Source organism: Photobacterium angustum (assembly GCF_003026365.1).
Classification (GTDB): Bacteria; Pseudomonadota; Gammaproteobacteria; order Enterobacterales; family Vibrionaceae; genus Photobacterium; species Photobacterium angustum.
In genome coordinates, this window is record NZ_PYOM01000016.1 from 39,401 (window position 1) to 66,180 (window position 26,780).

The window sequence follows — 26,780 nt, forward strand, 5'->3', positions numbered from 1 at the left end:
GCCTAAATAACCAAGCTCTATCGATGGCTTAGTTATCTCGGGTTTAAGGCGCGAAATTGTACAGCCTTTATGGCATGGTTTCCACACCTAGACTCTAAGGTTATTTTAGTGTTGCCGATTTCAAAACGCCACATACAACAACGGGAAGCCAATGCTTCCCGTTAATAATATGATTAACCTAATTTTTCAATGTGTCGCATTAGTGCCTTTCACTGAATTCTATTAGAGTTAAACCTTTATTCACCTCGTGGGCAAATTTCATCTTCAGCAAAGAAATATGCAATTTCGCGAGCGGCAGATTCTGGACTATCTGAACCATGTACCGAGTTATGACGCATACTTAATGCAAAGTCACTACGAATAGTGCCACAAGCCGCTTCTTCAGGATTAGTTTTACCCATTAGTTCACGATAACGTGTGATAGCATTTTCACCTTCAAGTACCTGAACCATGACAGGACCAGATGTCATAAATGCCACTAAATCATCAAAGAAAGGTTTACCTTCATGCTCAGCATAAAAACCTTGTGCTTTCGCACTGTCTAAATGCAACATTTTAGCCGCAACAATATTCAAACCCGCATTTTCAAAGCGCTGATAGATTGCACCAATCAAATTACGTTTAACCGCATCAGGTTTTACTATTGAGAAAGTTCTTTCGATTGTCATTATTATATTTTCCTTTTGAGTCTTATTGCTTTCTGCGAGCCAAAAACAAATTCATGAATTTAAGTTACAGCAACAAACCTGCAATATTAGCAAGACCTAACCCTGTAGCGCCAGCGGCCCAGCGAGAATCTCCGCCATCTCGGAAACATGCCGCTAAATCAAAATGAATCCAACGACTATTTTCGGTGTCAACAAAACGGGACAAAAACGCTGCTGCATTGGATGCGCCTCCCATACCACCTCCTTTTTGTACACGACTATTCGCAGTGTCAGCATAAGGTGACGGGCAATATTCTTGGTGCCATTTTTCTAACGGTAATGGCCATGCGGGCTCATTGACTAGATCGGATAACTGCTGTGCTTGTTGTAATAATGGCTTATCTAAACCAAAAATTGCATTATAGTCACTACCTACTGCAACCATTGCAGCGCCTGTTAACGTCGCTGCATCAATGATCAGTGGTGCGCCTGTCGCAGAAGCTGCAATTAAACCATCAGCTAACACTAAGCGCCCTTCAGCATCTGTGTTAACTATTTCAACCGTAACACCATTTTTATAACTTAGCACATCACCAAGCTTATAAGCGTTACCTGATACGAGGTTTTCAGCACAGCATAGGATCAACTTCACACGTTGACGTAGTCCTTGCTCTATCGCATAACCTAACGCCGCAGTAACCGTAGCAGCTCCCCCCATATCGCACTTCATCGCAACCATGCCTGCGCTAGGTTTTAAACTGTAACCACCTGAATCAAAGGTGATCCCTTTACCAACTAAACAAGCCGATACTGGCGCTTCAGGATCGCCAGTAGGATTGTAATCCACTTCAAGCATTACTGGAGGTCGCACACTACCGCGTCCAACATTGTATATTCCTACCCAACCATCAGCTAATAGTTCATCGCCAACAATTTGTTGTGCATGAATATTATCACCACCGATTTTTTTTAAAAAACTGGTTGCTTCATAGGCTAGCTTTTCAGGTGACATCTCTTCCGGTGTCGCGTTAACTGTTTTACGTAGCCAGTCAGAGCAATGACGACGAGCATTTAACAGCTCTAGTTCATCTTCATCGATAGAGGCCCATTGAATTTCTACTGCTGTAATAGTTGCAGCAAAACCACAGTAAAACGCCCATTGACGCTCATAATTCCAACCATCACCCACTAAACGTACAGCTTGTGCACCTTGTGATTGAATTTGACGACCAGCCTGCTGAATACGACGTAATGGAAAATCACTACGATAATGAACTGTGGCGCTATCTGACTGATAGCTTAGTAGCGAATTTAATCCCCAAGGACCGTTAGATTCTTCAGTTGATAAATAAACATTGAGCATGATGAAGTCTTCCTTTCTAATTCTGATAATGCAAAAAGCCTTCTTATCATAAGAAGGCTTTTAATTTTGAAACGGAACTTATTTAGTTAGGATGTTTGCAAGTGTTCTTACACCCATGCCGGTTGCACCGGCTGACCACTGATCATTAGCACTTTTACGGAAGGTACCGCTGGCATCAATGTGCATCCAGCCTTTTTTATAATCATCAACGAAGTAAGATAGGAATGCCGCAGCAGTACTTGCGCCAGGCATAAAATCGCCACTTGAGATATTAGCAAGATCGGCATAATTTGATGGCAACATGTTACGATGAAGATCAGCTAGAGGTAATGGCCACATACCTTCATTTTCTTCTGCTGCTGCTGTTAATGCTGTATGAGACAATTCAGCATCAAAGCTTAGTAACGCGTGGTAATCATTACCAAGCGCCATTTTGGCTGCGCCTGTTAATGTTGCACAATCAATCACTAATTCAGGATTTTGGCTGTTCGCGTAAATTAAGCCATCAGCCAAGACTAAACGTCCTTCCGCATCGGTATTTAAAATCTCAACGGTCTTACCGTTTTTATACTTAATAATATCACCAAGTTTTAATGCTCGACCTGAGATCATATTTTCAGCACAACATAACACCAGCTTAATACGCTTATTTAAGCCGCGCGCCATTGCTAATGCTAAACCACCTGTCGCTAATGCTGCACCACCCATATCGGCTTTCATAGCAGTCATACCTGCTGAGGGTTTTATACTGTAGCCACCGGAATCAAATGTGATCCCTTTACCAACTAAACATGCAAAAACGGGCGCATCAGCATCACCTGTTGGATTATAATCTAAACGAAGCATCGCTGGACGATGATCGGAGCCACGACCTACAGCATGAATACCGTTCCAACCTTCATCCAATAAGTCATTACCTTTAATGATCTTATAGGTCACATGTTCTGGTGCTAACGATTTAATAAATTCACCAGCACGTGTCGCTAACTGTGACGGGCGCACAACATCTGCTGGCTGGTTAATAATTTCACGTACCCACTCAGTCGCTTTGATTCGTGCTTGTAATTCCGCTTCATCAGTCTCATTTAACGCCGACCAAACCACACTATTGCCAGGCTTAGATGCACGATGTCCTTGGATAAATGCCCACGTTCGATCTAAATCCCAACCTTCACCTGAGAGTTCTACCTGTTTGATACCCTGCGTATCTAAACGGCGGGCTGCGCGTTGGATATTCGCAAGTTGCTCATTTTCCATTAAATGAATAACAGCACCTTCAGCATTAAAGCTAAGTAAGGCATTCATACCCCATTGTGCATTCGCTGCTTGTTGAGTGAGAGAAACAGCCATGATAGTCGACATTAAAAGCTCCTTGAATGTAGCAACTGCGCAGTGTTAAACAAATACATGCGTTATAGATAAATAGTTATGGGGGTAAAGTACGCTGATTGCAATTAGATTTAAAATATAAATCCACGAATAAAAACAAAAAAAGCACCTAATTCAATTGTTTCTACAATCAATTAGATGCTTACTCTATTACGAAAGTTTATTCTTCCGCTTCTTCAATCCAACACATTTGAATGGCTTCTAACACCCTTTCACTACAGTGAGTAGGATCATCATCAAAATCATCCAACGCCTGCACCCATTCACTAAGATCAGTAAAGCGAATTGTTTTTGGATCAACATCGGGATGCTGTTCACATAACTCAATAGCAATATCGAGCGAATCAATCCATTTTAAGCTCATCAAATTACCTTCTTATATATTGATAGATAAACTAATAATAACGCTGAGATAAAAAAAAAGGCTACCTAATGGTAACCTTTTTTATAATTAGTGCGCTGCCTCAGAGGCAAGATTTAGCGTATAGCGTGGAATTTCAACCACTAAATCTTCATCAGCGACTCGAGCCTGACAACCTAGACGTGACTCAGGCTCTAGCCCCCATGCTTTATCAAGCATATCATCTTCTAGTTCATCACTTTCATTTAATGAATCAAAACCTTCACGAATCACAACGTGACACGTAGTACATGCACAAGACTTTTCACACGCATGTTCAATTCCAATACCATTACGTAGTGCAACATCAAGGACTGTTTCACCTGACTCTGCTTCTAATACTGCACCTTCAGGGCATAGCTCTTCGTGGGGAAGTACAACAATCTTAGGCATGCTTAAACCTCATCAATAGATTGGCCAGCCAATGCTTGACGAATAGACTTATCCATTCGACGAGAAGCAAATTCTTGGCTCGCTTTATCTGTTTTCTTAATTCCAGCTTCAATAGCGCGAGAATCTGATCCCTGACGCAATTGAACTAGTTCCATCATTACTGTTTCTAATTCGGCACGCTCTTGTGTGCTCAATAGGGTATCACCATCAGCGGCAAGTGCTGCGATTAACCCTTCTAAAACACGATCTGCTTCCACTTGCTGTTCAGCCAATGCACGTGCATCTTTATCATCTTGTGCATAGGTCATTGAATCACGAAGCATAGTCGCAATTTCATCTTCAGATAAGCCATAAGAAGGTTTAACTTGGATAGAGGATTGTACGCCACTGCTCTTTTCCATTGCTGTAACTGACAATAAACCATCAGCATCAACTTGGTAAGTAACACGAATATGAGCAGCACCCGCTGCCATTGCAGGAATACCACGTAGGGTAAATCGTGCTAGTGAACGACAATCACTGACCATTTCACGCTCACCTTGTACAACGTGAACAGACATTGCCGTTTGACCATCTTTAAAAGTGGTAAACTCTTGTGCACGAGCAACAGGAATCGTCGTATTACGAGGAATAATTTTCTCAATCATGCCTCCCATCGTTTCAATACCTAGTGAAAGTGGGATCACATCAAGCAATAACATATCGGAATCAGGCTTATTACCCGCCAAAATATCAGCCTGAATCGCAGCACCAATCGCAACAACTTTATCAGGGTCGATAGAGGTCAACGGTGTTTTACCGAAGTAATCACCTACCATATCACGAACTAGTGGTACACGTGTTGAACCACCAACCATTACTGTTTCAATGACTTCATCAGTAGTGATATCTGCGTCTTTTAATGCACGGCGACACGCCATCAGTGTTTTTTTCACTAATGGTTGAATAAGTGCATCGAACTGCTCACGGCTAATCTGACCCTGCCAACCTAAGACATCAAGCTCAATGCTATCAGCATCAGTCAACGCCACTTTTGCCGCTTGTGCCGTGTCTTGTAGCGCACGACGTTGCTGCGCTGTAAGCACCTCAGTGTAACCCGCTTGCTCTAAGATCCACGTTGCTAACAAGTGATCAAAGTCATCACCACCTAATGCCGAATCACCGCCCGTCGCTAATACCTCAAATACACCTTTAGAAAGACGTAAAATAGAAATATCAAACGTACCACCACCTAAATCGTAGACCGCAATCACACCTTCTTGACCTGAATCTAAGCCATAGGCAATGGCGGCAGCTGTTGGTTCATTAAGTAAACGAAGCACATTGAGGTTAGCTAATTTCGCTGCATCTTTTGTACCCGCACGTTGCGCATCATCAAAATAAGCAGGGACCGTAATCACCACACCTTCAAGATCACCACCCAGCGTATCAACCGCACGTTGACTTAATGATTTAAGAATTTCAGCAGAGACCTGAACAGGGTTTACATTGCCACTACGCGTAATAAGCTGAGGTAATCCATTATTCGATGCTTCAAATTGGTATGGTAGTTGCGGGTAACGTTGCTCAATATCAGCCAATGAACGTCCCATTAGACGTTTAACTGATAGAATTGTATTGGTTGGATCTTGTTGAGCGAAAACGCGGGCTGCATCACCGGTTAGGACTTCATTGTCACCGAAATGAACAACAGAAGGTAAAATCGCACGCCCCTCTGCATCATTTAATGTTTCTGCAACGCCACTGCGAACTGCAGCAACAAGTGAATTAGTTGTACCTAGATCTATACCCACCGCCAACTTGTGTTGATGTGGTGCAGCACTTTGACCCGGTTCAGCAATCTGTAACAGTGCCATTGTCATTCCTATCTAAATAACGCATGTGGATGATTAATCGAATAGCGACTCTTCAAGGCGCTCAACTTCATCACGCAATTTTACAATAAATTTTAATTTTCTTACGCCATCAGCCGCTTCGAGCCATTGTTCATTATTCAATAACTCAGCAAGTTGCGCCAATTGTTCTTTATACATCGCAGAAGCTTGCTGTTCAAAATCAAATAATGCACTTTCAGGATCTAATGAGTCAGGAATAGCTTCTAATGCTTCACGCAGTTCCATTTGCTGCATTAAAAAAGCCATATCTTGCAAGGTTTTTTGTTCACCACGAATATCTTCATCACGCTCAGCCAACATGTATTCGGCACGTGATACCGGATTTTTTAGCGTTTGAAATGCATCGTTAATTTGTGCAGCTTTTTGAACTGATAACAAACGGTCACGTTCTGACGCTGTCGCATAATTATCAGGATGAAAGCGACGCTGTAGTTCTCGAAACTGACTGGCAAGAAGGCTGTTATTCAATTCAAACTGGAAAGGTAACCCGAATAATTCGAAATGATTCATATTATGACCATCAATAAAAATTAAACCTGACAACTAACTCGCCAAAGACGATTAGCAGTCAGGTTCAACTGAAACACTAAAAACGCTTATACGTTGAAGCTTTCGCCACAACCACATTCGCTAGACACGTTAGGGTTGTTAAATTGAAAACCTTCATTTAGGCCTTCTTTGGCAAAATCTAATTCAGTTCCATCAAGGTAAACTAAACTTTTTGCATCAACGATAATTTTAACGCCTTTTTCATCGAAGACTTGATCCCCTTCATCGAGTTCATCTACAAACTCAAGGATATAAGCCATTCCAGAACATCCTGAAGTGCGAACACCTAGTCGTAAACCAAGGCCTTTGCCGCGATTGGCTAAAAAAGTCGATACGCGACTTGCTGCCGCTTCAGTGATAGTAATGGCCATACAACAAACCTCAGAAAGTTATTTTTGCTCGTGTTTCTTTTTATAATCGCTAACTGCCGCTTTAATTGCATCTTCTGCAAGGATTGAGCAGTGAACTTTAACCGGTGGCAATTCAAGTTCTTCTGCAATTGCAGAGTTCTTGATTGATGCGGCTTCATCTAATGTTTTACCTTTAACCCACTCAGTAATAAGTGAACTAGAAGCAATTGCAGAACCACAACCGTAGGTTTTGAATTTTGCATCTTCGATAATGCCTTCTTCAGTTACTTTGATCTGAAGTTTCATTACATCGCCACATGCTGGTGCCCCCACCATGCCGCTACCTACATTTTGATCATCTTTGTCAAATGAACCCACGTTACGCGGATTTTCATAATGATCGATGACTTTTTCACTATATGCCATGATAAATTTCCTCGAAAACAGTCTAACCGCAGATTAGTGGTGCGCCCACTCAACTGTGTTTAAATCAATACCTTCTTTATGCATATCCCAAAGTGGTGACATTTCACGTAGTTTATCTACGGCACCTTTAATTTGGGCTGCTGCATAATCAATTTCTTCTTCCGTCGTAAAACGACCAAATGAGAAACGAATAGAACTATGTGCTAGCTCATCATTAAGACCTAATGCACGAAGTACATAAGAAGGCTCTAGACTTGCTGATGTACACGCTGAACCCGATGATACAGCAAGATCTTTCAATGCCATTAACAATGATTCGCCTTCAACGAAAGCAAAACTAATATTTAAGTTATGAGGTACACGTTGCTCTAAATCACCGTTAATAGACATTTCTTCAATGCCTTCTAAACGCATTAATAAACGGTCACGTAATTTAAGCGCGTGTTGATAATCTTGGTCCATTTCTTCTTTCGCAATACGGAATGCTTCACCCATACCTACGATTTGATGCGTTGGTAATGTACCAGAGCGGAAACCACGCTCGTGACCACCACCATGCATTTGAGCTTCTAAACGAATACGTGGTTTACGACGAACATATAGTGCGCCAATACCTTTAGGGCCGTAAATTTTATGCGCTGAGAAAGAGATTAAATCAACCTTCATTGCTTGTACATCAATCGGTAATTTACCTGCTGACTGTGCTGCATCCACATGGAAAACTGTTTTGTTTTCACGGCAAAGCTCACCGATTGCTGCGATATCTTGAACCACACCAATTTCATTGTTCACGTGCATAATTGAAACTAGAACTGTGTCTTCACGCATAGCATCGCGTAGCTTAGCTAAATCAATCAAACCGTTAGATTCAGGCTCAAGGTATGTTACCTCAAAACCTTCACGCTCTAGCTGACGACATGGGTCAAGAACCGCTTTATGTTCTGTTTTACAGGTAATAACGTGCTTACCTTTTTTGCTATAAAAGTGCGCAGCACCTTTAATCGCTAGATTATCAGATTCCGTTGCACCAGAGGTAAATACAATCTCACGTGGATCGGCATTTACTAATTCAGCGATATGTTCACGAGCAGTATCTACTGCTTCTTCTGCCTGCCAACCATAACGGTGAGAGCGTGATGCTGGGTTACCGAAGTTACCTTCCGTAGTTAGGCACTGCATCATTTTCTCGGCAACGCGAGGATCTACAGGGCAAGTAGCTGAGTAATCAAAATATATTGGCAGTTTCATTTTCTTCTCCGAAAACACGAACGTCTGGTCTCTAGGAGCGGACATCGACACCTATTGTGGCGCTGTCGTGTGATTTTTTATGTCCAAAAGATGCTTTGCTATTTCCTTGTAGGATTTCATCCTGACGATCAGAAATGCTTTGTACATCATTATCTTTCATCAACTCACCAAGAGTGATGTTATTTAAAAAGCCGCTAATGCGCTCACTTAGGTCATGCCATAACGTATGAGTTAGACAACGAGCACCACCTTGGCAGTCCCCTTTCCCATGACACTTGGTTGCATCAACTGATTCATCAACTGCTGCGATAACCATACCGACAGCAATATCTGAAGCTTCTTCGCCTAAACGGTAACCACCGCCAGGACCACGTACACTAGTTACTAGCCCTGCTTTGCGAAGACGCGAAAATAATTGTTCTAAGTAAGACAGCGATATTCCTTGGCGCTCTGAAATATCTGCCAATGGAACCGGTCCATTATGCGAGTGTAATGCAACATCTAACATTGCTGTTACCGCGTATCTTCCCTTTGAAGTCAACTTCATAACACTGCTACCTGCTTGAATATTTTAAGCAAGCATCTCATACCATACTAAATTGGTCAAGTATTTACCTGACTGTTCTAGTGGGGTATTAGTCCTTTAGGGTTATGTGGCTATTTTTCGCTCTTTTCCAGCGTTTCTATCGTCTTTTCTACTGACGACAAAATACCGCGTAAAATATTCAGTTCTTGCTGCTCTGGGCGAGCACGAGTGAATAAACGGCGTAATTTAGCCATTACTACACCTGGATGATTTTTATTTATGAAGCGGGTTTGACGAGTGACTTTTTCGAGGTGCTCATAAAACATTTCCAGTTCTTGAGCGCGAGGATATTCTTCAACTTCCGTTTTACCCGTATACTTTTGAGAATCTAAATAAGCCATACGAACTTCATAAGTTATTGTTTGTACAGCCATAGCTAAATTTAATGAGCTATATTGAGGGTTCGCTGGGATATATACATGGCAATGACACTTTTGTAATTCTTCATTAGTTAACCCTGTACGCTCACGACCAAAAAGAATGGCGACCGGATGCTGATTAGATTCAGCAACAACTTTGATACCATTCTCTCGTGGATCTAATTGTGGCCATTCAAGAGTACGAGAGCGTGCACTTGAACCAACAACAAAACCACAATCTGCAACGGCTTCATCTAATGTTTTTACGATTTTTGCGTTTTCGACAACATCAGCAGCACCTGCCGCCAATGCAATAGTGTGGCCGTCAACTTCACAGGCAGGATCAACTAATACCAAGTTCGTCAATCCCATAACTTTCATTGCACGTGCTGCTGAACCGATATTACCTGGATGTGACGTACCTACAAGAACAACGCGAATTTTATCTAACATGATGAAGCTACATTCCAACAATTAATTAAAGCTGAGATATTTTAGCACAGCCATAACAAAAGTGGAGAAAACATGTGTCTTTGATGCTTGTTACCAATCATTTCAGTCATCAATATTTTTTAAACGGTCATTTTAACTTTTTTAGCAATGGCAAGCGCTGAAAAAATAACCACTTCCTTTTTTTTTTAGCTCTGTTATACTCGCCGCCGCTTTTTAGTTCTTTAACATCCGTTGGGAAGATCCTATGCATCCGATGCTTAATATTGCCATTCGCGCTGTGCGAAAGGCTGGTGACCATGTCATTAAATCTCTAGAAAAGCCTCAATCTATTGAGGTTGCTAATAAAGGTAATGATGTTGTTACCAATGTCGATCATGAAGCAGAAGCTATCATCATCGAAACAATCCTTAAGGCTTACCCTGATCACTGCATCGTTGCAGCTGAGTCTGGTAACAAAGAAGGACGTGACAAAGAGTGTCAATGGATTATCGACCCAGTGGATGGCACCATGAACTTCGTTCGCGGTTACCCTCACTTTGCAGTATCAGTTGCACTACGTATGCGTGGTCGTACTGAAGTTGCTGCTGTTTACGATCCTGTACGTAACGAATTATTCACTGCAACTCGCGGTGCAGGCGCTCAGCTTAACAGCCAGCGTGTCCGTTCATCACAACCTCGTGATCTAACAGGAACTGTTTTAGCAACAGGTCTTCCTTTTGCTGCTAAACAGCATGCAGAAAGCTACCTAAAAATCCAAAATGCATTATTTGCAGACTGTGATGACATGCGTCAATCAGGCTCTACTGCATTGGATCTTTGCTACTTAGCGGCTGGCCGTGTTGACGGCGTATTCAAGTTAGGCCAAAAGCCTTGGGAACTTGCTGCTGGCGAATTAATCGCTCGCGAATCTGGTGCTATCTGTGCTGACTTTACTGGTAACACTAACTACCTAACATCTGGCAACATTGTTGCTGGTAATGCGCGTGTAGTTAAGCCAATGCTTGCAAAAATCCGTGAATTCGGTAGTGACGCATTAGCAAAATAATCCACTGATTATCCAGTAAGATTAAAAAACGCCCTGCTGTTATACAGCAGGGCGTTTTTTTATAACAATATTATAATAAAATAATGTCATAATTAAACATTGTGCATTACAATCACTATAAAGCACAATATATACCAAAAAAGAATGAAAAAGACATTATCACTGCATCAACTTTCTAAAACTGTCTATCCTGAGCATCTAAAAGAGAAATATAATCCGTTGTGGCGTTATCGTCTCAAGTTTCTAGCTCGAGGGCTTTTCTACAAGTCTTCATTAACACAGCTTGTTAATGGGATAGATCGAACATTGCTCGAAGTTCTATGTGCGAAGCATAACCGCTTTATTGAAAAACCTTTTCGCCCGTACATAACAAATTCAGCAACGGCCAATCAACGTGTTGACTATATCACTAACCATTATCGTTTCATGACTAAGGTACTTCCTCAAGAAACCTGTAAGCAAATATTATCTAATGATAAAGGGTTACAACTTGCCTCTTTTATTATCGATGAAGAAGAGTATTCATTAAATCTTACCTTTGATGGTCGCTTTCAAAAAGAAGGAGATTTGAGCCTAGTCCTTTTTGATGCTCAAGGGCATAATTTCTATACCGTTACCTTTGTGATACATGATAAAGGGGCTGAACGTCACCTCATTATCGGCGGAATACAAGGGCCTTCGAGCAGTGATGAAAATAACCTAAAAATAAAGAAACTAACAAAAACACTTCATGGTCAACGCCCTAAAGATATGATGATAAAAATCATGACCTTTATCGCTAATTGTTGGCACGTTGACCGTTTACTAGCAATAAAAACAGAATCGCACTCCTATTGCGTGGCGCGTTATAAGTCAAAAAGGTACGGAAGCTCTCGAATAAAAACTGATTATAACCGCCATTGGGAAGCCCTTGGTGGAATAGATTATGATCGTCATTTTTACCAACTTCCTACTGAGGATGTACGTCGAAACCCTGAAGATATCTCACGCCCTAAACGCGCAATGTATCGACGTCGTTATGAATGGCTCGATCAAATAAAAAACACTCTTTCTTATCTTCTTGAATTAAAAAAATAAAAAAAGGACCGCAAGCGGTCCTTTCTCACTTTGAACTTATGCCAACCGGTTATGGTATTGCATCAAGCTCTTCACCTTCTTTTTCTACTGGCGTTGGCATTAGGTGCTCACGGGTAATACCCAATTTAAGCGCTAATGCTGATGCGACGTAAATAGAAGAATAAGTACCAATCGTGATACCAATCAGAAGTGCTAATGCAAATCCATGGATCATTGACCCGCCTTGAGCAAATAGTGCAATAACAACAAACAAGGTTGTACCCGATGTAATTAAGGTACGGCTTAATGTTTGCGAAATTGAACAATTCATTATTTCAGCAGGACTTCCTTTACGCATTTTGCGGAAGTTTTCACGAATACGGTCAAATACAACGATAGTATCGTTAAGTGAGTAACCAACTACTGTTAGCAATGCCGCAACAATCGTTAGATCAACCTCTACTTGTAGCACAGAGAAAATACCAACAGTAATGATGATATCGTGTGCTAACGACAACACAGCACCTGCCGCTAAACGCCACTCAAAACGCAGTGATACATAAAGTAAGATACATAACAAAGCGATTAAAATAGCCATGCCGCCCGCTTCTGCTAGTTCATCACCAACATTAGGACCGACAAACTCAATTCGGCGCATTTCAACCGACTGTGCAGTACCGTCTTTTAGTGCATCAAGGATTTGGTTACCAAGTACTTCACCTTTAACACCTTCTCGAGGCTGCAAACGCACCATCACATCACGCGCAGTACCGAAGTTCTGCACAACGGCATCACCAAATCCCGCTTTCTCTAATGATTCACGTATCAAGGGTAAATTAGCAGGCTCTTTGAAGCTAACTTCGATCAGCGTTCCGCCTGTAAAATCTAAGCCCCAATTTAGACCTTTGGTCGAGATGGTGGCAATCGATCCAATGATCATTATCAATGAAAAGATAAAGGCAAACTTTGACCAACGCATAAAGTCGACGACTTTGTTCGCATTCAATAACTCTCTCATCTCTGCGACTCCTTAAATCGACAACTTATCTACGCGCTTACCGCCATAGATCAAGTTAACAACGGCACGTGTGCCAATAATTGCAGTGAACATCGAAGTTAAAATACCAATCGATAATGTCACGGCAAAACCTTTAATTGCGCCCGTCCCCACAGCAAACAAAATAATTGCTGTAATTAGGGTTGTGATGTTTGCATCTGCAATCGTGCTAAACGCATTTCCGTAACCTTGTTGAATTGCTTGCTGTGGACTACGCCCTTCACGAAGCTCTTCTCGAATACGTTCAAAAATAAGCACGTTGGCATCAACCGCCATACCGACAGTCAGTACGATACCTGCAATACCTGGTAAGGTCATGGTAGCACCCGGGATCATCGACATAATGCCGATAATGAGCACTAAGTTCATTATCAATGCTAAGTTAGCAATCATGCCAAACCCACGGTAGTAAAGGAGCGTAAATAGCATTACCGCAACCATACCCCAGATACATGCTTGTACACCCATATCGATGTTTTGCTGACCCATAGATGGACCAATAGTACGCTCTTCAACTATCGAGATTGGCGCAATCAATGCACCTGCTCGTAATAATAATGATAAGTTGTGCGCTTCAGCTTGAGAGTCGATACCTGTAATACGGAAGCTTCGGCCAAGTGCAGACTGAATCGTTGCTTGGTTTATCACTTCTTCGTGTTTGGTCAGGATAACTTTCCCTTCAGGCGTTCGCTTACCACTGTCTTTATATTCAGTGAAAACCGTTGCCATCAACTTACCGATATTATTTTTCGAGAAAGCCGTCATCTTGCTACCACCTTCGGTATCTAGCGAGATGTTAACTTGTGGACGACCATATTCATCCGCACTCGAACTTGAATCCGTAATATGTGAACCTGCAAGAATGACACGTTTTTTTAGTACCGCAGGACGGCCATCACGGGTCATTTTCACTTCACTGCCAGCAGGAACACGTCCAGCCGCAGCCGCAGCTAAATCAGCCTTACTATCAACTTCGCGGAATTCAAGCGTTGCTGTCGCACCTAAAATTTCTTTTGCACGTGCCGTATCTTGAACACCAGGAAGCTCTACCACTATACGGTTTGCGCCTTGGCGCTGTACTAATGGCTCAGCAACACCGAGTTCATTTACACGGTTACGTAAAATGGTGATGTTTTGATCGACGGCATAATTGCGAATTTCCTGTAAACGTTCTTCAGTAAACTTCGCCGTTAATACATAACGACCATTGATTTTACTGGTTGTGAACAGCATATCAGGATGCAATTTTTCTAACGCGAGTTCAGCTTGTTCCAATTGCGCTTCATCACGAAGACGAACTTGAACACTGTCTTTTGTTTTACTGATTGCACGGTAACGAATTTTTTCTTCACGAAGCTCAGTACGGAATGTTTCTTCTTGTTGACCAAGAAGCTTATCCATAGCTGCATCCATATCCACTTCCATTAAGAAGTGAACACCACCACGTAAATCAAGACCCAATTTCATTGGTGATGCACCAATAGATTCAAGCCAAGAAGGAGTGGAAGCAGCAAGGTTTAGTGCGACAACATAGTCATCACCTAACTCACTATTTAAGATATCGCGAGCACTGATTTGGGTATCAGTATCGTTAAAGCGGACAAGTACAGAGCCTTTTTCAAAAACAGCTGACTTGTATGGGATCTTGTTCTTTTTTAAATCTTCGGTGACAGTATCCAAAGCGCTCATATTAACCGAGGCGCCACGCGCCCCGGTAATTTGAATCGCTGGATCTTCACCGTATACGTTAGGAAGTGCATAAAGCAAACCAATGATTAGTGCGAACAACACCATCAGGTTCTTCCACAGGGGGTATCGGTTAAGCACTGCTATGATCCTTCAAAGCGAATGTTTTTTATATTAAAGCGACTTCATTGTGCCTTTTGGTAAAACAGCTGTAATGAAATCTTTTTTAATTGTTACTTCCGTATTGTCGTTAAGTGCAAGAACGATGTAATCACTTTCAGCAGAAACTTTAGTGATACGGCCTAGTAGACCACCGTTCGTCATTACTTCGTCACCTTTGCCCATCGAGCTCATTAGCGATTTATGCTCTTTCACACGCTTAGCTTGTGGACGATAAATCATGAAGTAAAAAATAACAGCAAATAAACCAAGCATGATGAATAGCTGCATGCTTCCGCCCTGAGGGGCACCTTCTGCTGCTGCGTGTGCTTGTGAGATAAAGAAACTCATTTATAACGTCCTCGTTTTAAACATTTTGTAATGGTGGAACTTCACGGTCGCGACGCGCATAGAATTCTTCTACAAACGCATCGAAACGATCTTCTTCAATTGATTTACGAATACTTGCCATTAGGCGTTGGTAGTAACGTAAATTATGAATTGTATTTAAGCGTGCACCTAAGATTTCATTACATTTATCTAGATGGTACAAATACGCTTTAGAGTAATTTTTACAAGTGTAACAGTCACAATGCGGATCTAAAGGCGTTGTGTCTGTTTTATGTTTCGCATTACGGATCTTGATCACACCGCCAGTCACAAATAGGTGACCATTACGGGCATTACGTGTTGGCATTACGCAATCGAACATATCAATACCGCGACGAACACCTTCTACTAAATCTTCTGGTTTACCTACACCCATAAGGTAGCGTGGCTTATCTTCTGGAAGTTGTGGGCACGTGTGCTCAAGAATACGGTGCATGTCTTCTTTAGGCTCACCTACCGCTAAACCACCTACTGCATAACCGTCAAAACCAATTTTGGTTAGACCTTCAACAGAAACATCACGAAGATCTTCGTATACACCACCTTGAACAATACCAAACAGTGCATTTGGATTTTCTTGCTTATCAAAATGATTACGGCTGCGCTTTGCCCAACGTAGTGACATTTCCATCGACTTTTTCGCTTCATCGTGTGTCGCTGGATATGGTGTACACTCGTCAAAAATCATTACGATATCAGAGCCAAGATCTTTTTGAATTTCCATCGACTTTTCAGCGTCCATGAAAATCTTGTCACCATTAACAGGGTTACGGAAGTGAACCCCCTCTTCAGTGATTTTACGTAAAGAGCCAAGGCTAAATACTTGGAAACCGCCTGAATCGGTAAGAATCGGACCTTGCCATTGCATAAAGTCATGTAAATCACCATGTAACTTCATTACTTCTTGACCAGGACGTAACCATAGGTGGAACGTGTTACCTAGTAAGATTTGAGCACCCGTATCTTTAACTTCTTCAGGTGTCATACCTTTAACAGTACCGTAAGTACCTACCGGCATAAACGCAGGTGTTTCTACCGTACCACGTTCAAACTGCAAACGACCGCGACGAGCACGACCTTGCGTTTTATCTAATTCAAATTTCACAAAACCTCCAAAAGCCAGAGAAACAATCTGACGTATTTCCCATTACAGGACCTAGCCCCACAGGCAAACGCCTGATCAGCCACAAAAAACAATCACAATATAGATATATGATTGCCGACTACGCCTTAACTCATCAAACCATATTGACAATAACAACCTAAAGCGTAGCGGAAGAACGTAACGCTGTGACTGGCTTAATATCATAGAATTTATACTATGCTACAGACACAACAAAGGCTGCAATTGTAACAAAAAGCAGCCTCAATCTTTTCTCGATAAAAAATGTATACTTATTTAAGCCTTATACATCTTTACGAGTGATAAACATTGAATCGCCATAACTAAAGAAGCGGTATTTATTTGCTACAGCTTCATGATAGGCATTCATGGTGTTTTCATAACCAGCAAAAGCACTAACTAACATAATTAATGTTGATTCTGGTAAGTGGAAATTGGTAATTAATACATCCACGAGTTGGAACTGATAACCTGGGTAAATAAAGATCTCGGTATCACCAAAAAACGGCTTAAATTCAGTACCATTTTTTAGGGCATCTTGTGCGGCACTTTCTAATGAACGTACAGATGTCGTCCCCACAGCAATAATTCGTCCGCCATTTGCACGTGTTTCGTTAACAGCAGTAACAACCTCTTCAGGAACTTCAACATATTCAGAATGCATGTGGTGATCATTGATATCATCAACACGCACAGGCTGAAACGTACCAGCACCGACATGCAGTGTAACGAAAGCAAAATTAACACCTTTTGCTTTTAGATCTGCCATTAGCTTATCGTCAAAGTGTAAGCCTGCTGTTGGTGCAGCTACCGCACCAGGCTTGGCATTATATACTGTTTGATAGCGCTCTTTATCAGCATCTTCATCTGGGCGATCAATATAAGGAGGCAACGGCATATGACCCACTGCATCTAAGATCTCCAGCACTGTTTTATCGCTATTAAAACGAATTTCAAATAATGCATCATGACGTGCAACCATTTCAGCTGAGAACTCACCATTTTCACCCAGTAATAATTCATTACCTGGTTTAGGCGGCTTAGAGGCACGAACATGCGCTAAAATAGATTTGTCATCAAGCATACGCTCAACTAAAACTTCAATTTTACCACCTGAAGCTTTATGTCCAAACATACGCGCAGGGATCACACGAGTATTATTAAATACAAGTAAATCGCCAGCTTGTACAAGATCTAGCACATCTTTAAAACCTTTATGTGCCAATTCACCCGTATTGCCCGTCATTTGTAATAAACGACTCGCGGTACGTTCAGGTTGAGGATAACGAGCAATTAGCTCATCTGGTAAGTCAAAATCAAAATCTGAAACTTGCATTGTATTACGCCCTAAATCACAGCAAGCGGGCATTATATACTTAACTTCCCTTAAGATGCGAAACCCAACTGCAATTTAGATCTCGTAATATGAGAATTTCTTTCATATCTTCTGAATCAAACTCTCATCCCACCAAGGAATAAAGACCACAAATATTATATTGAAATATTTGATATTCATCATGCGTTCTAACAACATATTCCGATATATTGAAAAAAGATCAGCGAATAGAACCACAGTTCGCGATTTTTTGCAGTATTGCATGGAGGTTTATATGTTTACCGTTGCCGATATGATGACACCCCAACCGCGTACTTTGTCACGTAATGATACGTTGCTTGATGCGAAAGAAATGATGGATACTTTATCTATTCGCCATATACCGATCACCAACCACAACAATGAACTTATCGGGTTAGTAAGCCAACGCGATATTTTGTCAGCCCAAGATTCCAATTTAAAATCAATAATTGAAAACCCACTGTCTTCGCCACTCGATGTTTTAATTGAACAGGGCATGAAAACAAAAATAATGAGTGTGGATTATCGTGCAGGATTAAAAGAAGCAGCACTTTATATGCAAAAACATAAAATAGGTTGCTTACCTGTACTAAAGAATAAAAAATTAGTGGGTATTATTACAGATAGTGATTTTGTATCAATTGCAATTTCACTGCTAGAAATGCAAGAAGAAGTCGACCCTATTGAGCCTGATTTAGATACTATTGATATTCTTGATTAATAAAAAAGGGGAGCATCATTGCTCCCCGATGATAACGTAATTAACAAGTACTCGTATTATATGCGGATTAATACATGGGTACTGTCGATAACAACACTGCTAGGATAGTCACTACTATAAACACGTTATCTTAAAACTGTTTTTAGGTTTACTTAAACTGCTCTTCTTCTGTTGATCCCGTCAATGCGGTCACTGAAGAATTCCCCCCTTGAATCGTATTGGTCATGGTATCAAAGTACCCTGTTCCCACCTCTTGCTGGTGAGCAACAAAGGTATAACCTTTATCGGCCGCTTCAAATTCAGGACGCTGAACTTTTTCAACGTAATGACGCATTCCTTCACCTTGTGCATAAGCATGAGCTAATTCAAACATGTTGAACCACATATTATGAATACCCGCTAATGTAATGAACTGGTACTTGTAACCCATGTCTGATAGTTCTTGCTGGAATTTAGCAATAGTTTCAGCATCAAGGTTTTTCTCCCAGTTAAAAGAAGGGGAGCAGTTATAAGCCAGTAGTTGATCTGGGTATTGTTCATGAATAGCTTCTGCAAACTTACGCGCTTCTTCTAAACATGGTGTTGCTGTTTCACACCAAATTAAATCAGCGTAAGGTGCATACGCTAAGCCACGGGCAATCGCTTGATCAATCCCAGCACGAACACGATAAAAACCTTCTGAACTTCGCTCTCCAATAATGAAATCTTTATCATACGGATCGCAATCGGATGTTAATAAGTCTGCGGCATTGGCATCAGTACGAGCAATCACTAAAGTCGTAGTTCCCGCCACGTCAGCCGCAAGACGAGCTGCAACTAACTTTTGTACGGCTTCTTGTGTCGGTACTAGTACCTTGCCGCCCATATGACCACATTTTTTCACCGATGCTAATTGGTCTTCAAAGTGAACGCCTGCTGCCCCTGCTTCAATCATGCTACGCATTAATTCATACGCATTTAGTACGCCACCAAATCCAGCTTCTGCGTCAGCAACAATAGGTAAAAAGTAATCAACGCCATCTTCAGGAGTACCACCATTCGCCCACTGAATTTGATCTGCGCGACGAAACGAATTATTGATACGCTTAACAACCGCTGGTACTGAATCGACAGGATAGAGAGATTGATCAGGATACATGGTCGATGCGGTATTATTATCAGCCGCAACCTGCCAACCTGATAAATAAATCGCTTCAATACCAGCTTTTGCTTGTTGTACAGCCTGACCGCCAGTCAAAGCGCCAAGACAATTTACATAGCCTTTTTTGGCATCACCATTCACTAATTGCCATAATTTATCTGCACCACGCTGGGCAATCGTATTTGCAGGTGCAAATGAGCCGCGCAGGTTAATGACTTCTTCCGCAGTGTATGTGCGTTTAACATGTTTCCAACGTGGGTTTTCTGCCCAGTCTTTTTCAATTGCTTCGATTTGCTGTTGGCGTGTTAATGTCATAGTGGTATCCCTCGTCTCTGTCCGCATTAATCCGTTGGTATGATGGTCAATTGATACTACGTTCTAAAGTGGTTCTATTACTGCTTACCCTCAACTACCGCGGATCCTCAGTTTTACTCAAACGCGACTGCGTTTAATTCAAATATTCATAACCATGAAGGGTTAAGAAATTATCTAACTCTTCACTTGTCGTTAGTTTTGCCATTAATGCTGCGGCTTCATCAAATCGCCCTTGCTTAAAGCGCTCATCACCAAGCTCAGCTTCTACAACTCGCATTTCTTCTACTAACATTTGCTCAAATAAAGCTTTAGTAACGACTTTACCGTTCGATAATGCTTTACCATGTTTAATCCATTGCCATATTGAAGCTCGCGATATTTCAGCCGTTGCTGCATCTTCCATTAAGCCATAGATAGGCACACAGCCATTACCGGAAATCCAAGCTTCGATATATTGCACCGCAACACGAATGTTATGACGCATCCCCTCTTCTGTGCGTTCACCATCACACGGCGCTAATAACTCATCAGCGGTAATGGGCGCATCGCCGTCTCGGGTAATATCTAATTGATTTTTACGATCACCAAGTACCTGATCAAATACTCCACAAGCGGTATCAGCCAAACCTGGGTGTGCAACCCATGTACCGTCATGGCCATTACTCGCTTCAAGTGCTTTATCTGTTTGGATCTTATTAAGAACCCACGCTTGACGTTCTGCCTCTTTAGATGGAATAAAAGCGGCCATGCCTCCCATTGCAAACGCGCCACGACGGTGGCAGGTTTTCACCAGCAAACGTGAATAAGCATTAAGAAACGGTTTTTCCATTGTTACAACTTGGCGATCTGGCAAGATACGATCGGGATATTGGCGAAGGGTTTTAATGTAGCTAAAGATATAGTCCCAACGACCGCAGTTAAGCCCAACAATATGTTCTTTCAAACTAAAAAGGATTTCATCCATTTCAAACACAGCAGGTAATGTTTCAATAAGTACCGTCGCTTTAATTGTTCCGCGCATTAAACCGAACTCATCTTCGGTGTAGCTAAACACATCACTCCACCATGCGGCTTCACGATATGCCTGTAGTTTTGGTAGGTAAAAATAAGGACCACTGCCTTTTTCTAGTAATGCTTTTTGATTGAGGAAAAAGTATAAGGCAAAGTCTAATAGCGCCCCAGGAATGGGCTTTCCATTCCATAACACATGTTTTTCTGGAAGGTGTAACCCTCTCACACGGCAGATTAATACTGCAGGATCATCAGCAAGTTGATAATGCTTACCGGTGTTGGGATTGGTATAGCTAATCGTACCATTCACCGCATCCCGAAGATTACGCTGACCTTCAATAACTTCATTCCATGCAGGCGCGAAGGAATCCTCAAAGTCAGCCATAAACACTTTCACATCGGCGTTAAGTGCATTAATAACCATTTTACGATCGACAGGACCAGTTATTTCAACTCGTCGGTCTTGCAAATCTGCTGGAATATTTTGAATTTTCCATTCTGCTTGTCGAATAGATTCTGTTTCAGGATTGAAGTCGGGTAATTGCCCTTTATCTATCAGGCATTGACGACGTTCTCTATCTTCTAGCAACAATGGAACACGCTCTGCAAAACGATCCACTAAACGTTCTAAGAAAAGCAAAGCGTCATCAGTTAGGATTTCACGCTGAGTTTCTGTTAACGGTTGCTGTAATGATAATTTCATTTGGTAATTAGATTGAACCGCTGTATCTGCCATAACGCCCCATCCTTGTAACTTAATCACTACTTTTATCAATAAGCCTCAAGAGCTTTTTAATACAGTTCATTTCTTAACTTTCCCTTTACGTTGCCGCAACATATAACAAAAAGCAAATTTCATCTTTTCTAATTAAAATCACAACAAAACAACAAAAACCTTTAAAAACATGTAGTTGAGAAAATTAGAGTAAAAAGTCAAAACACTAAATTAAAACAAAAGTCAGTAAATAACTCGGAATCAATAACTTGTTTTAATAATGATATTTTTTGTAGGTAGTTACGTAATTTTATTACAAAAAGAGGCAACTAGAATTTATTGATAATATTTGTTTTAAACAAAAATAATTTTATCAAGGGAAGGTAATTATTTGATTTAATATATTTTAAAAGTAATTATTAAGACTGTAATTAAACAAAGGCGGGATATACTGATAAATATCACTATTCTTTGTTTGTGACGCAAAACAAAATAATCCATCAAAACAGCAACTTAAACCCCTTACCCCCAAAAGACAAATAAACTGAATAATTGCCACCTTTCGATATTTTAAACCGAATCTTTGATTTTTTATTATGACGACAAAGTTAAATAAAAAAAGCCTGAAAAATACCACTTATTATCATCTCAAATAATAACGGCATCCATTCAGACTTCTCTAATATAGTGATAATTTACTTATAATAAGGTTTCAACGAGAGAGGCAAGCTTCTCAAAGGTATTAACCCTGCTAGACGTTGGTCGCCAAACTAATCCAATTTCACGGAATGCTGCTTGGCCAGGTGGTTCAATCACCACCAGATTTTGGTTATCTAAGATACCGTGCTCAATAGCCATTTGAGGAATAAATGTCGTACCTAATCCATTGGCTACCATCTGTACTAATGTATGCAAGCTAGTTGCAGTGAATGGATTAATTTTTTCTTTCGTTGTTAGCTTACAAGCTGAAACAGCATGCTCTGTTAAACAATGCTCTTTTTCTAGTAAGAATACGGATTCATCAGGCAAATCGGCATAACGTAACGGTACAGATACACGTTCAGCTTGGTTTTTACTGATCACCATTTTAAATGCATCACGCCCAACAACTTTACTGTGCATACCGTTAATTTCAATCGGTAGCGCAAGGATCAGAACATCCATTTCACCATTACGTAAAGCGGCAAGTAAATTCGTGGTCGTATCTTCTCGTAAAAGTAAGTTAAGGTTGGGATAACATCGATTAACCTCCTGCACCAAATCGCACAATAGAAAAGGGGCTATCGTTGGAATACATCCCACACGAAGAGGTCCTTCCATGCCATCACCGGCAGAATGGGACAATTCAATTAAATCTTGGCTGCGTGCCAGTAACTCACGAGAACGCACCACAACCTCATCCCCCATACTGGTAAAAACAAGGGATTTATTATCACGTTCAATAAGCTGGCAACTCAATAAATCTTCTAAATTCTGGATCCCTGAACTAAGTGTCGACTGACTCACAAAACACTTTTTTGCCGCTTCGCCAAAGTGTCGTGTTTCCGATAAAGTAACTAGGTAATGCAATTGTTTTAACGAGGGAAACTTATTCATCGTATTTTTCGATTACTTCAATCTGTTTATTCCGCTTTTTTCAATTTAACAGTTTGGCTATAGTTTGTCTCGTCCAAGTATGGAGCTAATCACTAAAGGTTAGCAAAACCCAATATTTCAGGAGCACCAAAATGGTACTAGTAGGTCGTCAAGCACCAGATTTTACTGCTGCAGCTGTTCTAGGTAACGGCGAAATCGTTGATAACTTCAACTTTGCAGAGTTCACTAAAGGTAAAAAAGCGGTAGTTTTCTTCTACCCACTAGACTTCACATTCGTATGTCCATCTGAGCTGATCGCTTTTGACAAGCGTTTCGAAGATTTCCAAGCGAAAGGTGTTGAAGTAATTGGTGTTTCTATCGATTCTCAATTCTCTCACAATGCATGGCGTAACACTGCTGTTGAAGACGGCGGTATCGGTCAAGTTAAGTACCCACTAATTGCTGACGTTAAGCATGAAATTTGTAAAGCTTACGACGTTGAGCACCCAGAAGCAGGCGTTGCTTTCCGTGGTTCTTTCCTAATTGACGAAGATGGCCTTGTACGTCACCAAGTTGTTAACGACCTACCTCTAGGCCGTAACATCGACGAAATGCTACGTATGGTTGACGCATTAAACTTCCACCAGAAACACGGTGAAGTATGTCCAGCACAGTGGGAAGAAGGTAAAGCTGGTATGGACGCATCACCAAAAGGTGTAGCGGACTACCTATCTGAGCACACTGCAGACCTAGGTAAGAAGTAATTACCTAATAACACCATGCTCACGGTGTTATCTCTGACAATCAGCTAAATATGAAGCTAAAGTCAGCTCAAAGATAAGAAATATAATGAGGCCTGGATTATACCAGGCCCTTTTTTTATCTGTAATTTACAACCAACCGCACATTATATCTCGCCTCTATTCGCTCCGACCTTGCCAATCCTCTACACTGCAAGACACACTTTTTATTTCATTAAAAATTATGTCTATTCAACTTGAAGTTTGTATCGATAATCTTGAATCACTCCACTATGCCCAACAAGGTGGCGCAACACGCATCGAGTTGTGTTCCTCTCTCGCACTAGGCGGATTAACACCAAGTACTGGTTTTATGCAATTAGCCGCCAGACAAGCACACATTCCGGTTTACGCCATGATCAGACCACGCCAAGGTGACTTTTTATTCAGTGGTGGTGATATTGAAATCATGCTTGCCGATATTCATGCAGCCCATCAAGCAGGATTACAAGGAATAGTCATTGGCGCACTGACAGAACAAAGCCTTATTGATAGCACAACCGTTACGAGCTTAATCAAACAAGCTAAAGGCTTAGGGGTAACTTTTCATCGAGCCATCGACCAATGTGTCGACCCTTTTGCAGCACTAGATACCATCATGACCTGTGGCTGCGAGCGAGTGTTGACATCAGGGCTTCAAGCTACCGCACCTGAAGGCACTGCTATGATCAAAAAAATGGTCAACTATTGTGGTGATAGGCTAAGTATTATGGCGGGTGCTGGCGTCACACCAGATAATGTTCAAACTTTAGTTGCAGAGACGGGAATAAAAGAAGTGCATCTTTCTGGTAAAACAACACGGCCTAGTAAAATATTAAATCACACTTCCAGTGCACATATGGGCAACGCCATCTTTGATGATTTTCAAATCCCAGTGACAAGTATTGATACGATCAAAAGTGTCAAACATATGCTGAGAAGAGAATAAGCCGTGTAAATGAACATAAATAAAAAGAGCGCTAAGCTTCTAAATCAAGCTAAGCGCCCTTATTACAGATTCATGTACCCCGTATATTATAGGAAGTTGGTAATATCTTCTGGGTTAGTGTGGCGAATATCTTTACCTTGTACGAAATAGATAATGTATTCACAAATATTTTGGCAACGATCCCCCACTCGCTCAATAGAGCGCGCAGCCCACATCACCTTCATCACACTAGGAATAGAATCGGGATCTTCTTTCATGTAAGTCATCAGTTGACGAATAATTGCTTCATATTCTCGATCAATCCGATCATCCGTTTGATACACATCAATCGCGGCTTTAACATCCATACGGGCGAAAGCATCTAACACTTCATGTAACATCCGTACTGCGTTTTGACCTAAAGATTCTAACGATGCCAGCAAGTTATATTGCTTATTAGTAAAATTCCCTAGTGCGACTTTAGCAATACTTTCCGCCACGTCACCAATACGTTCTAAGTCGGTAATGGTTTTTATAATTGCGATAACAAGACGTAAGTCACTGGCGGTGGGTTGGCGTTTAGCAATAATACGCGTACACGCCTCATCGATTGCGACTTCCATTGCATTAACTTTGCGATCATCCTGGATCACTCGTTTCGCCAAATCTTCTTCTTGTTTATGCAGTGCTTTTAAGGCATCTGCCAACTGCTGTTCAACTAAGCCGCCCATCGCTAAAACATGGGTACGAATACTTTCTAATTCATGATTAAACTGACCAGAAATATGTCGACCAAGGCTAATGTTATTTAACATGATGGTGTGTCCTTAACCATAACGTCCTGTAATATAATCTTCAGTACGTTTTTCTCTTGGGGTGGTGAATATATCATTGGTGCTCGAATACTCCACCAGCTCTCCCATATAGATAAAAGCTGTTTGATCTGACACCCGTGCCGCTTGTTGCATGTTATGTGTCACGATAATCACGGTATATTTGGCTTTTAGATCATTAATCAACTCTTCAATCGTTAAGGTTGATATTGGATCAAGTGCTGATGTCGGCTCATCAAGTAGCAATATTTCAGGCTCAATAGCAATCGCACGCGCAATCACTAAACGCTGCTGTTGGCCTCCTGATAAACCAAACGCATTTTCATGCAACCTGTCTTTTACTTCATCCCATAACGCTGCCGAACGCAATGAACTTTCAACCGCATCATCTAAAATACGTCGATCACTGATCCCTTGTAGACGTAAACCATAAACCACATTTTCATATATCGATTTAGGAAAGGGATTCGGGCGTTGAAACACCATCCCTACACGACGACGTAATGACGCAACATCAACTTTTTTATCGTAGATGTTCTGCCCATGTAGCATGATTTTGCCATCGACATGACAGCCTTCAATCAAGTCGTTCATTCGGTTAATACAACTTAATAACGTTGATTTACCACAACCTGAAGGGCCGATAAATGCAGTAACCTGACCTTTAGGAATACGCATATTGATATTATACAAAGCTTGCGTTTTACCATAGTGTAGGTTCAAACCTTCAATCGATAATGCCGTTTGCTCATCGGGTAACGAAGAGAGATCGACGGGTTCAAATAAACCTATTGATGGTGAAGCAGAATACATAATGTTCTCTCTGTTAAT

27 protein-coding genes are annotated in these 26,780 nt (G+C 41.2%); 5 read left to right on the forward strand and 22 right to left on the reverse strand.

Going from position 1 to position 26,780, the window contains the following annotated elements; translation table 11 throughout:
• Positions 1 to 236: 236 nt before the first annotated feature.
• From ndk to trmJ, 12 genes are all read right to left on the reverse strand, one after another.
• Positions 237 to 668: a nucleoside-diphosphate kinase gene (ndk, locus tag CTN01_RS16255; RefSeq protein WP_005369284.1), complete on the reverse strand. Its 432-nt coding sequence runs from the start codon at positions 666 to 668 to the stop codon at positions 237 to 239.
• A 64-nt stretch (positions 669 to 732) separates the two neighbouring features.
• Complete coding sequence (gene pepB, locus CTN01_RS16260) at positions 733 to 2,010, reverse strand: aminopeptidase PepB (RefSeq protein WP_045148229.1); 1,278 nt, start codon at positions 2,008 to 2,010, stop codon at positions 733 to 735.
• 78 nt (positions 2,011 to 2,088) lie between these two features.
• Complete coding sequence (gene pepB, locus CTN01_RS16265; protein ID WP_045084280.1) at positions 2,089 to 3,372, reverse strand: aminopeptidase PepB; 1,284 nt, start codon at positions 3,370 to 3,372, stop codon at positions 2,089 to 2,091.
• A 187-nt stretch (positions 3,373 to 3,559) separates the two neighbouring features.
• The gene (gene iscX / locus CTN01_RS16270) at positions 3,560 to 3,763 is read right to left on the reverse strand and encodes a Fe-S cluster assembly protein IscX (protein ID WP_005369290.1); all 204 of its coding nucleotides are present in this window, start codon (positions 3,761 to 3,763) and stop codon (positions 3,560 to 3,562) included.
• A gap of 87 nt (positions 3,764 to 3,850) precedes the next feature.
• Positions 3,851 to 4,192, reverse strand: coding sequence for an ISC system 2Fe-2S type ferredoxin (gene fdx / locus CTN01_RS16275; RefSeq protein ID WP_005369292.1), 342 nt, complete (start codon positions 4,190 to 4,192; stop codon positions 3,851 to 3,853).
• Between the two features lie 2 nt (positions 4,193 to 4,194).
• A complete protein-coding gene (hscA, locus tag CTN01_RS16280; protein WP_045148227.1) occupies positions 4,195 to 6,048 on the reverse strand; it encodes a Fe-S protein assembly chaperone HscA in 1,854 nt (617 codons plus the stop codon).
• 33 nt (positions 6,049 to 6,081) lie between these two features.
• A complete protein-coding gene (hscB, locus tag CTN01_RS16285) occupies positions 6,082 to 6,597 on the reverse strand; it encodes a co-chaperone HscB (RefSeq protein ID WP_045148408.1) in 516 nt (171 codons plus the stop codon).
• A gap of 86 nt (positions 6,598 to 6,683) precedes the next feature.
• On the reverse strand, positions 6,684 to 7,007 hold the full coding sequence (gene iscA / locus CTN01_RS16290; RefSeq protein ID WP_005369297.1) for an iron-sulfur cluster assembly protein IscA: 324 nt from the start codon (positions 7,005 to 7,007) through the stop codon (positions 6,684 to 6,686).
• An 18-nt stretch (positions 7,008 to 7,025) separates the two neighbouring features.
• Entirely contained in the window at positions 7,026 to 7,412 is a 387-nt protein-coding gene (iscU, locus tag CTN01_RS16295) for a Fe-S cluster assembly scaffold IscU (RefSeq protein ID WP_006646316.1), read from the reverse strand.
• A gap of 33 nt (positions 7,413 to 7,445) precedes the next feature.
• A complete protein-coding gene (locus tag CTN01_RS16300; protein ID WP_045129761.1) occupies positions 7,446 to 8,660 on the reverse strand; it encodes an IscS subfamily cysteine desulfurase in 1,215 nt (404 codons plus the stop codon).
• A gap of 31 nt (positions 8,661 to 8,691) precedes the next feature.
• Positions 8,692 to 9,207: a Fe-S cluster assembly transcriptional regulator IscR gene (iscR, locus tag CTN01_RS16305; RefSeq protein WP_039872331.1), complete on the reverse strand. Its 516-nt coding sequence runs from the start codon at positions 9,205 to 9,207 to the stop codon at positions 8,692 to 8,694.
• A gap of 110 nt (positions 9,208 to 9,317) precedes the next feature.
• Positions 9,318 to 10,058 (reverse strand): tRNA (cytosine(32)/uridine(32)-2'-O)-methyltransferase TrmJ, encoded by a 741-nt coding sequence (gene trmJ / locus CTN01_RS16310; RefSeq protein ID WP_045148226.1) that lies wholly within the window; start codon positions 10,056 to 10,058, stop codon positions 9,318 to 9,320.
• A gap of 244 nt (positions 10,059 to 10,302) precedes the next feature.
• Here trmJ and suhB point away from each other — a divergent pair, with 244 nt between their 5' ends.
• A complete protein-coding gene (gene suhB, locus CTN01_RS16315; protein ID WP_005369307.1) occupies positions 10,303 to 11,103 on the forward strand; it encodes an inositol-1-monophosphatase in 801 nt (266 codons plus the stop codon).
• A gap of 144 nt (positions 11,104 to 11,247) precedes the next feature.
• Positions 11,248 to 12,180 (forward strand): VirK/YbjX family protein, encoded by a 933-nt coding sequence (locus CTN01_RS16320; protein ID WP_045148224.1) that lies wholly within the window; start codon positions 11,248 to 11,250, stop codon positions 12,178 to 12,180.
• A gap of 49 nt (positions 12,181 to 12,229) precedes the next feature.
• Here the strand turns inward: CTN01_RS16320 and secF are convergent, their stop codons facing one another.
• The 5 genes from secF to queA form a co-directional block, all read right to left on the reverse strand.
• Positions 12,230 to 13,177: a protein translocase subunit SecF gene (gene secF / locus CTN01_RS16325; protein WP_045148223.1), complete on the reverse strand. Its 948-nt coding sequence runs from the start codon at positions 13,175 to 13,177 to the stop codon at positions 12,230 to 12,232.
• A gap of 12 nt (positions 13,178 to 13,189) precedes the next feature.
• Positions 13,190 to 15,043 carry a protein translocase subunit SecD gene (secD, locus tag CTN01_RS16330; RefSeq protein WP_005369315.1) on the reverse strand — a complete coding sequence of 618 codons (1,854 nt, stop codon included), beginning with the start codon at positions 15,041 to 15,043 and terminating at the stop codon, positions 13,190 to 13,192.
• A gap of 33 nt (positions 15,044 to 15,076) precedes the next feature.
• Positions 15,077 to 15,412 (reverse strand): preprotein translocase subunit YajC, encoded by a 336-nt coding sequence (yajC, locus tag CTN01_RS16335; protein WP_005369316.1) that lies wholly within the window; start codon positions 15,410 to 15,412, stop codon positions 15,077 to 15,079.
• 16 nt (positions 15,413 to 15,428) lie between these two features.
• Complete coding sequence (tgt, locus tag CTN01_RS16340) at positions 15,429 to 16,556, reverse strand: tRNA guanosine(34) transglycosylase Tgt (protein WP_045148221.1); 1,128 nt, start codon at positions 16,554 to 16,556, stop codon at positions 15,429 to 15,431.
• 301 nt (positions 16,557 to 16,857) lie between these two features.
• Positions 16,858 to 17,910, reverse strand: a complete 1,053-nt coding sequence (gene queA / locus CTN01_RS16345; RefSeq protein ID WP_005369318.1) for a tRNA preQ1(34) S-adenosylmethionine ribosyltransferase-isomerase QueA — start codon at positions 17,908 to 17,910, stop codon at positions 16,858 to 16,860.
• 274 nt (positions 17,911 to 18,184) lie between these two features.
• Here queA and CTN01_RS16350 point away from each other — a divergent pair, with 274 nt between their 5' ends.
• Entirely contained in the window at positions 18,185 to 18,652 is a 468-nt protein-coding gene (locus CTN01_RS16350) for a CBS domain-containing protein (RefSeq protein ID WP_045084289.1), read from the forward strand.
• Positions 18,653 to 18,800: 148 nt separating this feature from the next.
• Here CTN01_RS16350 and aceA read toward each other — a convergent pair whose 3' ends face one another.
• From aceA to CTN01_RS16365, 3 genes are all read right to left on the reverse strand, one after another.
• Positions 18,801 to 20,108 carry an isocitrate lyase gene (aceA, locus tag CTN01_RS16355; protein ID WP_005369322.1) on the reverse strand — a complete coding sequence of 436 codons (1,308 nt, stop codon included), beginning with the start codon at positions 20,106 to 20,108 and terminating at the stop codon, positions 18,801 to 18,803.
• Positions 20,109 to 20,241: 133 nt separating this feature from the next.
• Positions 20,242 to 21,855, reverse strand: coding sequence for a malate synthase A (aceB, locus tag CTN01_RS16360; protein WP_045148220.1), 1,614 nt, complete (start codon positions 21,853 to 21,855; stop codon positions 20,242 to 20,244).
• A 678-nt stretch (positions 21,856 to 22,533) separates the two neighbouring features.
• On the reverse strand, positions 22,534 to 23,430 hold the full coding sequence (locus CTN01_RS16365) for a hydrogen peroxide-inducible genes activator (protein ID WP_005369327.1): 897 nt from the start codon (positions 23,428 to 23,430) through the stop codon (positions 22,534 to 22,536).
• Between the two features lie 131 nt (positions 23,431 to 23,561).
• On the opposite strand from CTN01_RS16365, the gene CTN01_RS16370 reads away from it, so the two are divergent.
• Positions 23,562 to 24,173 (forward strand): peroxiredoxin C, encoded by a 612-nt coding sequence (locus tag CTN01_RS16370; RefSeq protein ID WP_005369328.1) that lies wholly within the window; start codon positions 23,562 to 23,564, stop codon positions 24,171 to 24,173.
• A gap of 220 nt (positions 24,174 to 24,393) precedes the next feature.
• The gene (locus CTN01_RS16375; protein ID WP_045148218.1) at positions 24,394 to 25,137 is read left to right on the forward strand and encodes a copper homeostasis protein CutC; all 744 of its coding nucleotides are present in this window, start codon (positions 24,394 to 24,396) and stop codon (positions 25,135 to 25,137) included.
• Between the two features lie 86 nt (positions 25,138 to 25,223).
• On the opposite strand, the gene phoU is transcribed toward CTN01_RS16375, so the two are convergent.
• Entirely contained in the window at positions 25,224 to 25,931 is a 708-nt protein-coding gene (phoU, locus tag CTN01_RS16380) for a phosphate signaling complex protein PhoU (protein WP_006646297.1), read from the reverse strand.
• Positions 25,932 to 25,943: 12 nt separating this feature from the next.
• Positions 25,944 to 26,762, reverse strand: coding sequence for a phosphate ABC transporter ATP-binding protein PstB (gene pstB, locus CTN01_RS16385; RefSeq protein WP_045148217.1), 819 nt, complete (start codon positions 26,760 to 26,762; stop codon positions 25,944 to 25,946).
• Positions 26,763 to 26,780 lie beyond the last annotated feature (18 nt).

What these genes read in the sequence shown, in the direction of transcription:
- queA (WP_005369318.1), bottom strand. Translation starts at nt 17,910, where the DNA reads ATGCAAGTTTCAGATTTTGATTTTGACTTACCAGATGAGCTAATTGCT.
- hscB (WP_045148408.1), bottom strand. Translation starts at nt 6,597, where the DNA reads ATGAATCATTTCGAATTATTCGGGTTACCTTTCCAGTTTGAATTGAAT.
- fdx (WP_005369292.1), bottom strand. Translation starts at nt 4,192, where the DNA reads ATGCCTAAGATTGTTGTACTTCCCCACGAAGAGCTATGCCCTGAAGGT.
- CTN01_RS16375 (WP_045148218.1), top strand. Translation starts at nt 24,394, where the DNA reads ATGTCTATTCAACTTGAAGTTTGTATCGATAATCTTGAATCACTCCAC.
- ndk (WP_005369284.1), bottom strand. Translation starts at nt 668, where the DNA reads ATGACAATCGAAAGAACTTTCTCAATAGTAAAACCTGATGCGGTTAAA.
- iscR (WP_039872331.1), bottom strand. Translation starts at nt 9,207, where the DNA reads ATGAAGTTGACTTCAAAGGGAAGATACGCGGTAACAGCAATGTTAGAT.
- iscA (WP_005369297.1), bottom strand. Translation starts at nt 7,007, where the DNA reads ATGGCCATTACTATCACTGAAGCGGCAGCAAGTCGCGTATCGACTTTT.
- suhB (WP_005369307.1), top strand. Translation starts at nt 10,303, where the DNA reads ATGCATCCGATGCTTAATATTGCCATTCGCGCTGTGCGAAAGGCTGGT.
- CTN01_RS16365 (WP_005369327.1), bottom strand. Translation starts at nt 23,430, where the DNA reads ATGAATAAGTTTCCCTCGTTAAAACAATTGCATTACCTAGTTACTTTA.
- pepB (WP_045084280.1), bottom strand. Translation starts at nt 3,372, where the DNA reads ATGTCGACTATCATGGCTGTTTCTCTCACTCAACAAGCAGCGAATGCA.
- CTN01_RS16370 (WP_005369328.1), top strand. Translation starts at nt 23,562, where the DNA reads ATGGTACTAGTAGGTCGTCAAGCACCAGATTTTACTGCTGCAGCTGTT.
- CTN01_RS16300 (WP_045129761.1), bottom strand. Translation starts at nt 8,660, where the DNA reads ATGAAACTGCCAATATATTTTGATTACTCAGCTACTTGCCCTGTAGAT.
- hscA (WP_045148227.1), bottom strand. Translation starts at nt 6,048, where the DNA reads ATGGCACTGTTACAGATTGCTGAACCGGGTCAAAGTGCTGCACCACAT.
- CTN01_RS16320 (WP_045148224.1), top strand. Translation starts at nt 11,248, where the DNA reads ATGAAAAAGACATTATCACTGCATCAACTTTCTAAAACTGTCTATCCT.
- aceB (WP_045148220.1), bottom strand. Translation starts at nt 21,855, where the DNA reads ATGGCAGATACAGCGGTTCAATCTAATTACCAAATGAAATTATCATTA.
- CTN01_RS16350 (WP_045084289.1), top strand. Translation starts at nt 18,185, where the DNA reads ATGTTTACCGTTGCCGATATGATGACACCCCAACCGCGTACTTTGTCA.
- aceA (WP_005369322.1), bottom strand. Translation starts at nt 20,108, where the DNA reads ATGACATTAACACGCCAACAGCAAATCGAAGCAATTGAAAAAGACTGG.
- phoU (WP_006646297.1), bottom strand. Translation starts at nt 25,931, where the DNA reads ATGTTAAATAACATTAGCCTTGGTCGACATATTTCTGGTCAGTTTAAT.
- secF (WP_045148223.1), bottom strand. Translation starts at nt 13,177, where the DNA reads ATGAGAGAGTTATTGAATGCGAACAAAGTCGTCGACTTTATGCGTTGG.
- trmJ (WP_045148226.1), bottom strand. Translation starts at nt 10,058, where the DNA reads ATGTTAGATAAAATTCGCGTTGTTCTTGTAGGTACGTCACATCCAGGT.
- iscX (WP_005369290.1), bottom strand. Translation starts at nt 3,763, where the DNA reads ATGAGCTTAAAATGGATTGATTCGCTCGATATTGCTATTGAGTTATGT.
- yajC (WP_005369316.1), bottom strand. Translation starts at nt 15,412, where the DNA reads ATGAGTTTCTTTATCTCACAAGCACACGCAGCAGCAGAAGGTGCCCCT.
- pepB (WP_045148229.1), bottom strand. Translation starts at nt 2,010, where the DNA reads ATGCTCAATGTTTATTTATCAACTGAAGAATCTAACGGTCCTTGGGGA.
- pstB (WP_045148217.1), bottom strand. Translation starts at nt 26,762, where the DNA reads ATGTATTCTGCTTCACCATCAATAGGTTTATTTGAACCCGTCGATCTC.
- iscU (WP_006646316.1), bottom strand. Translation starts at nt 7,412, where the DNA reads ATGGCATATAGTGAAAAAGTCATCGATCATTATGAAAATCCGCGTAAC.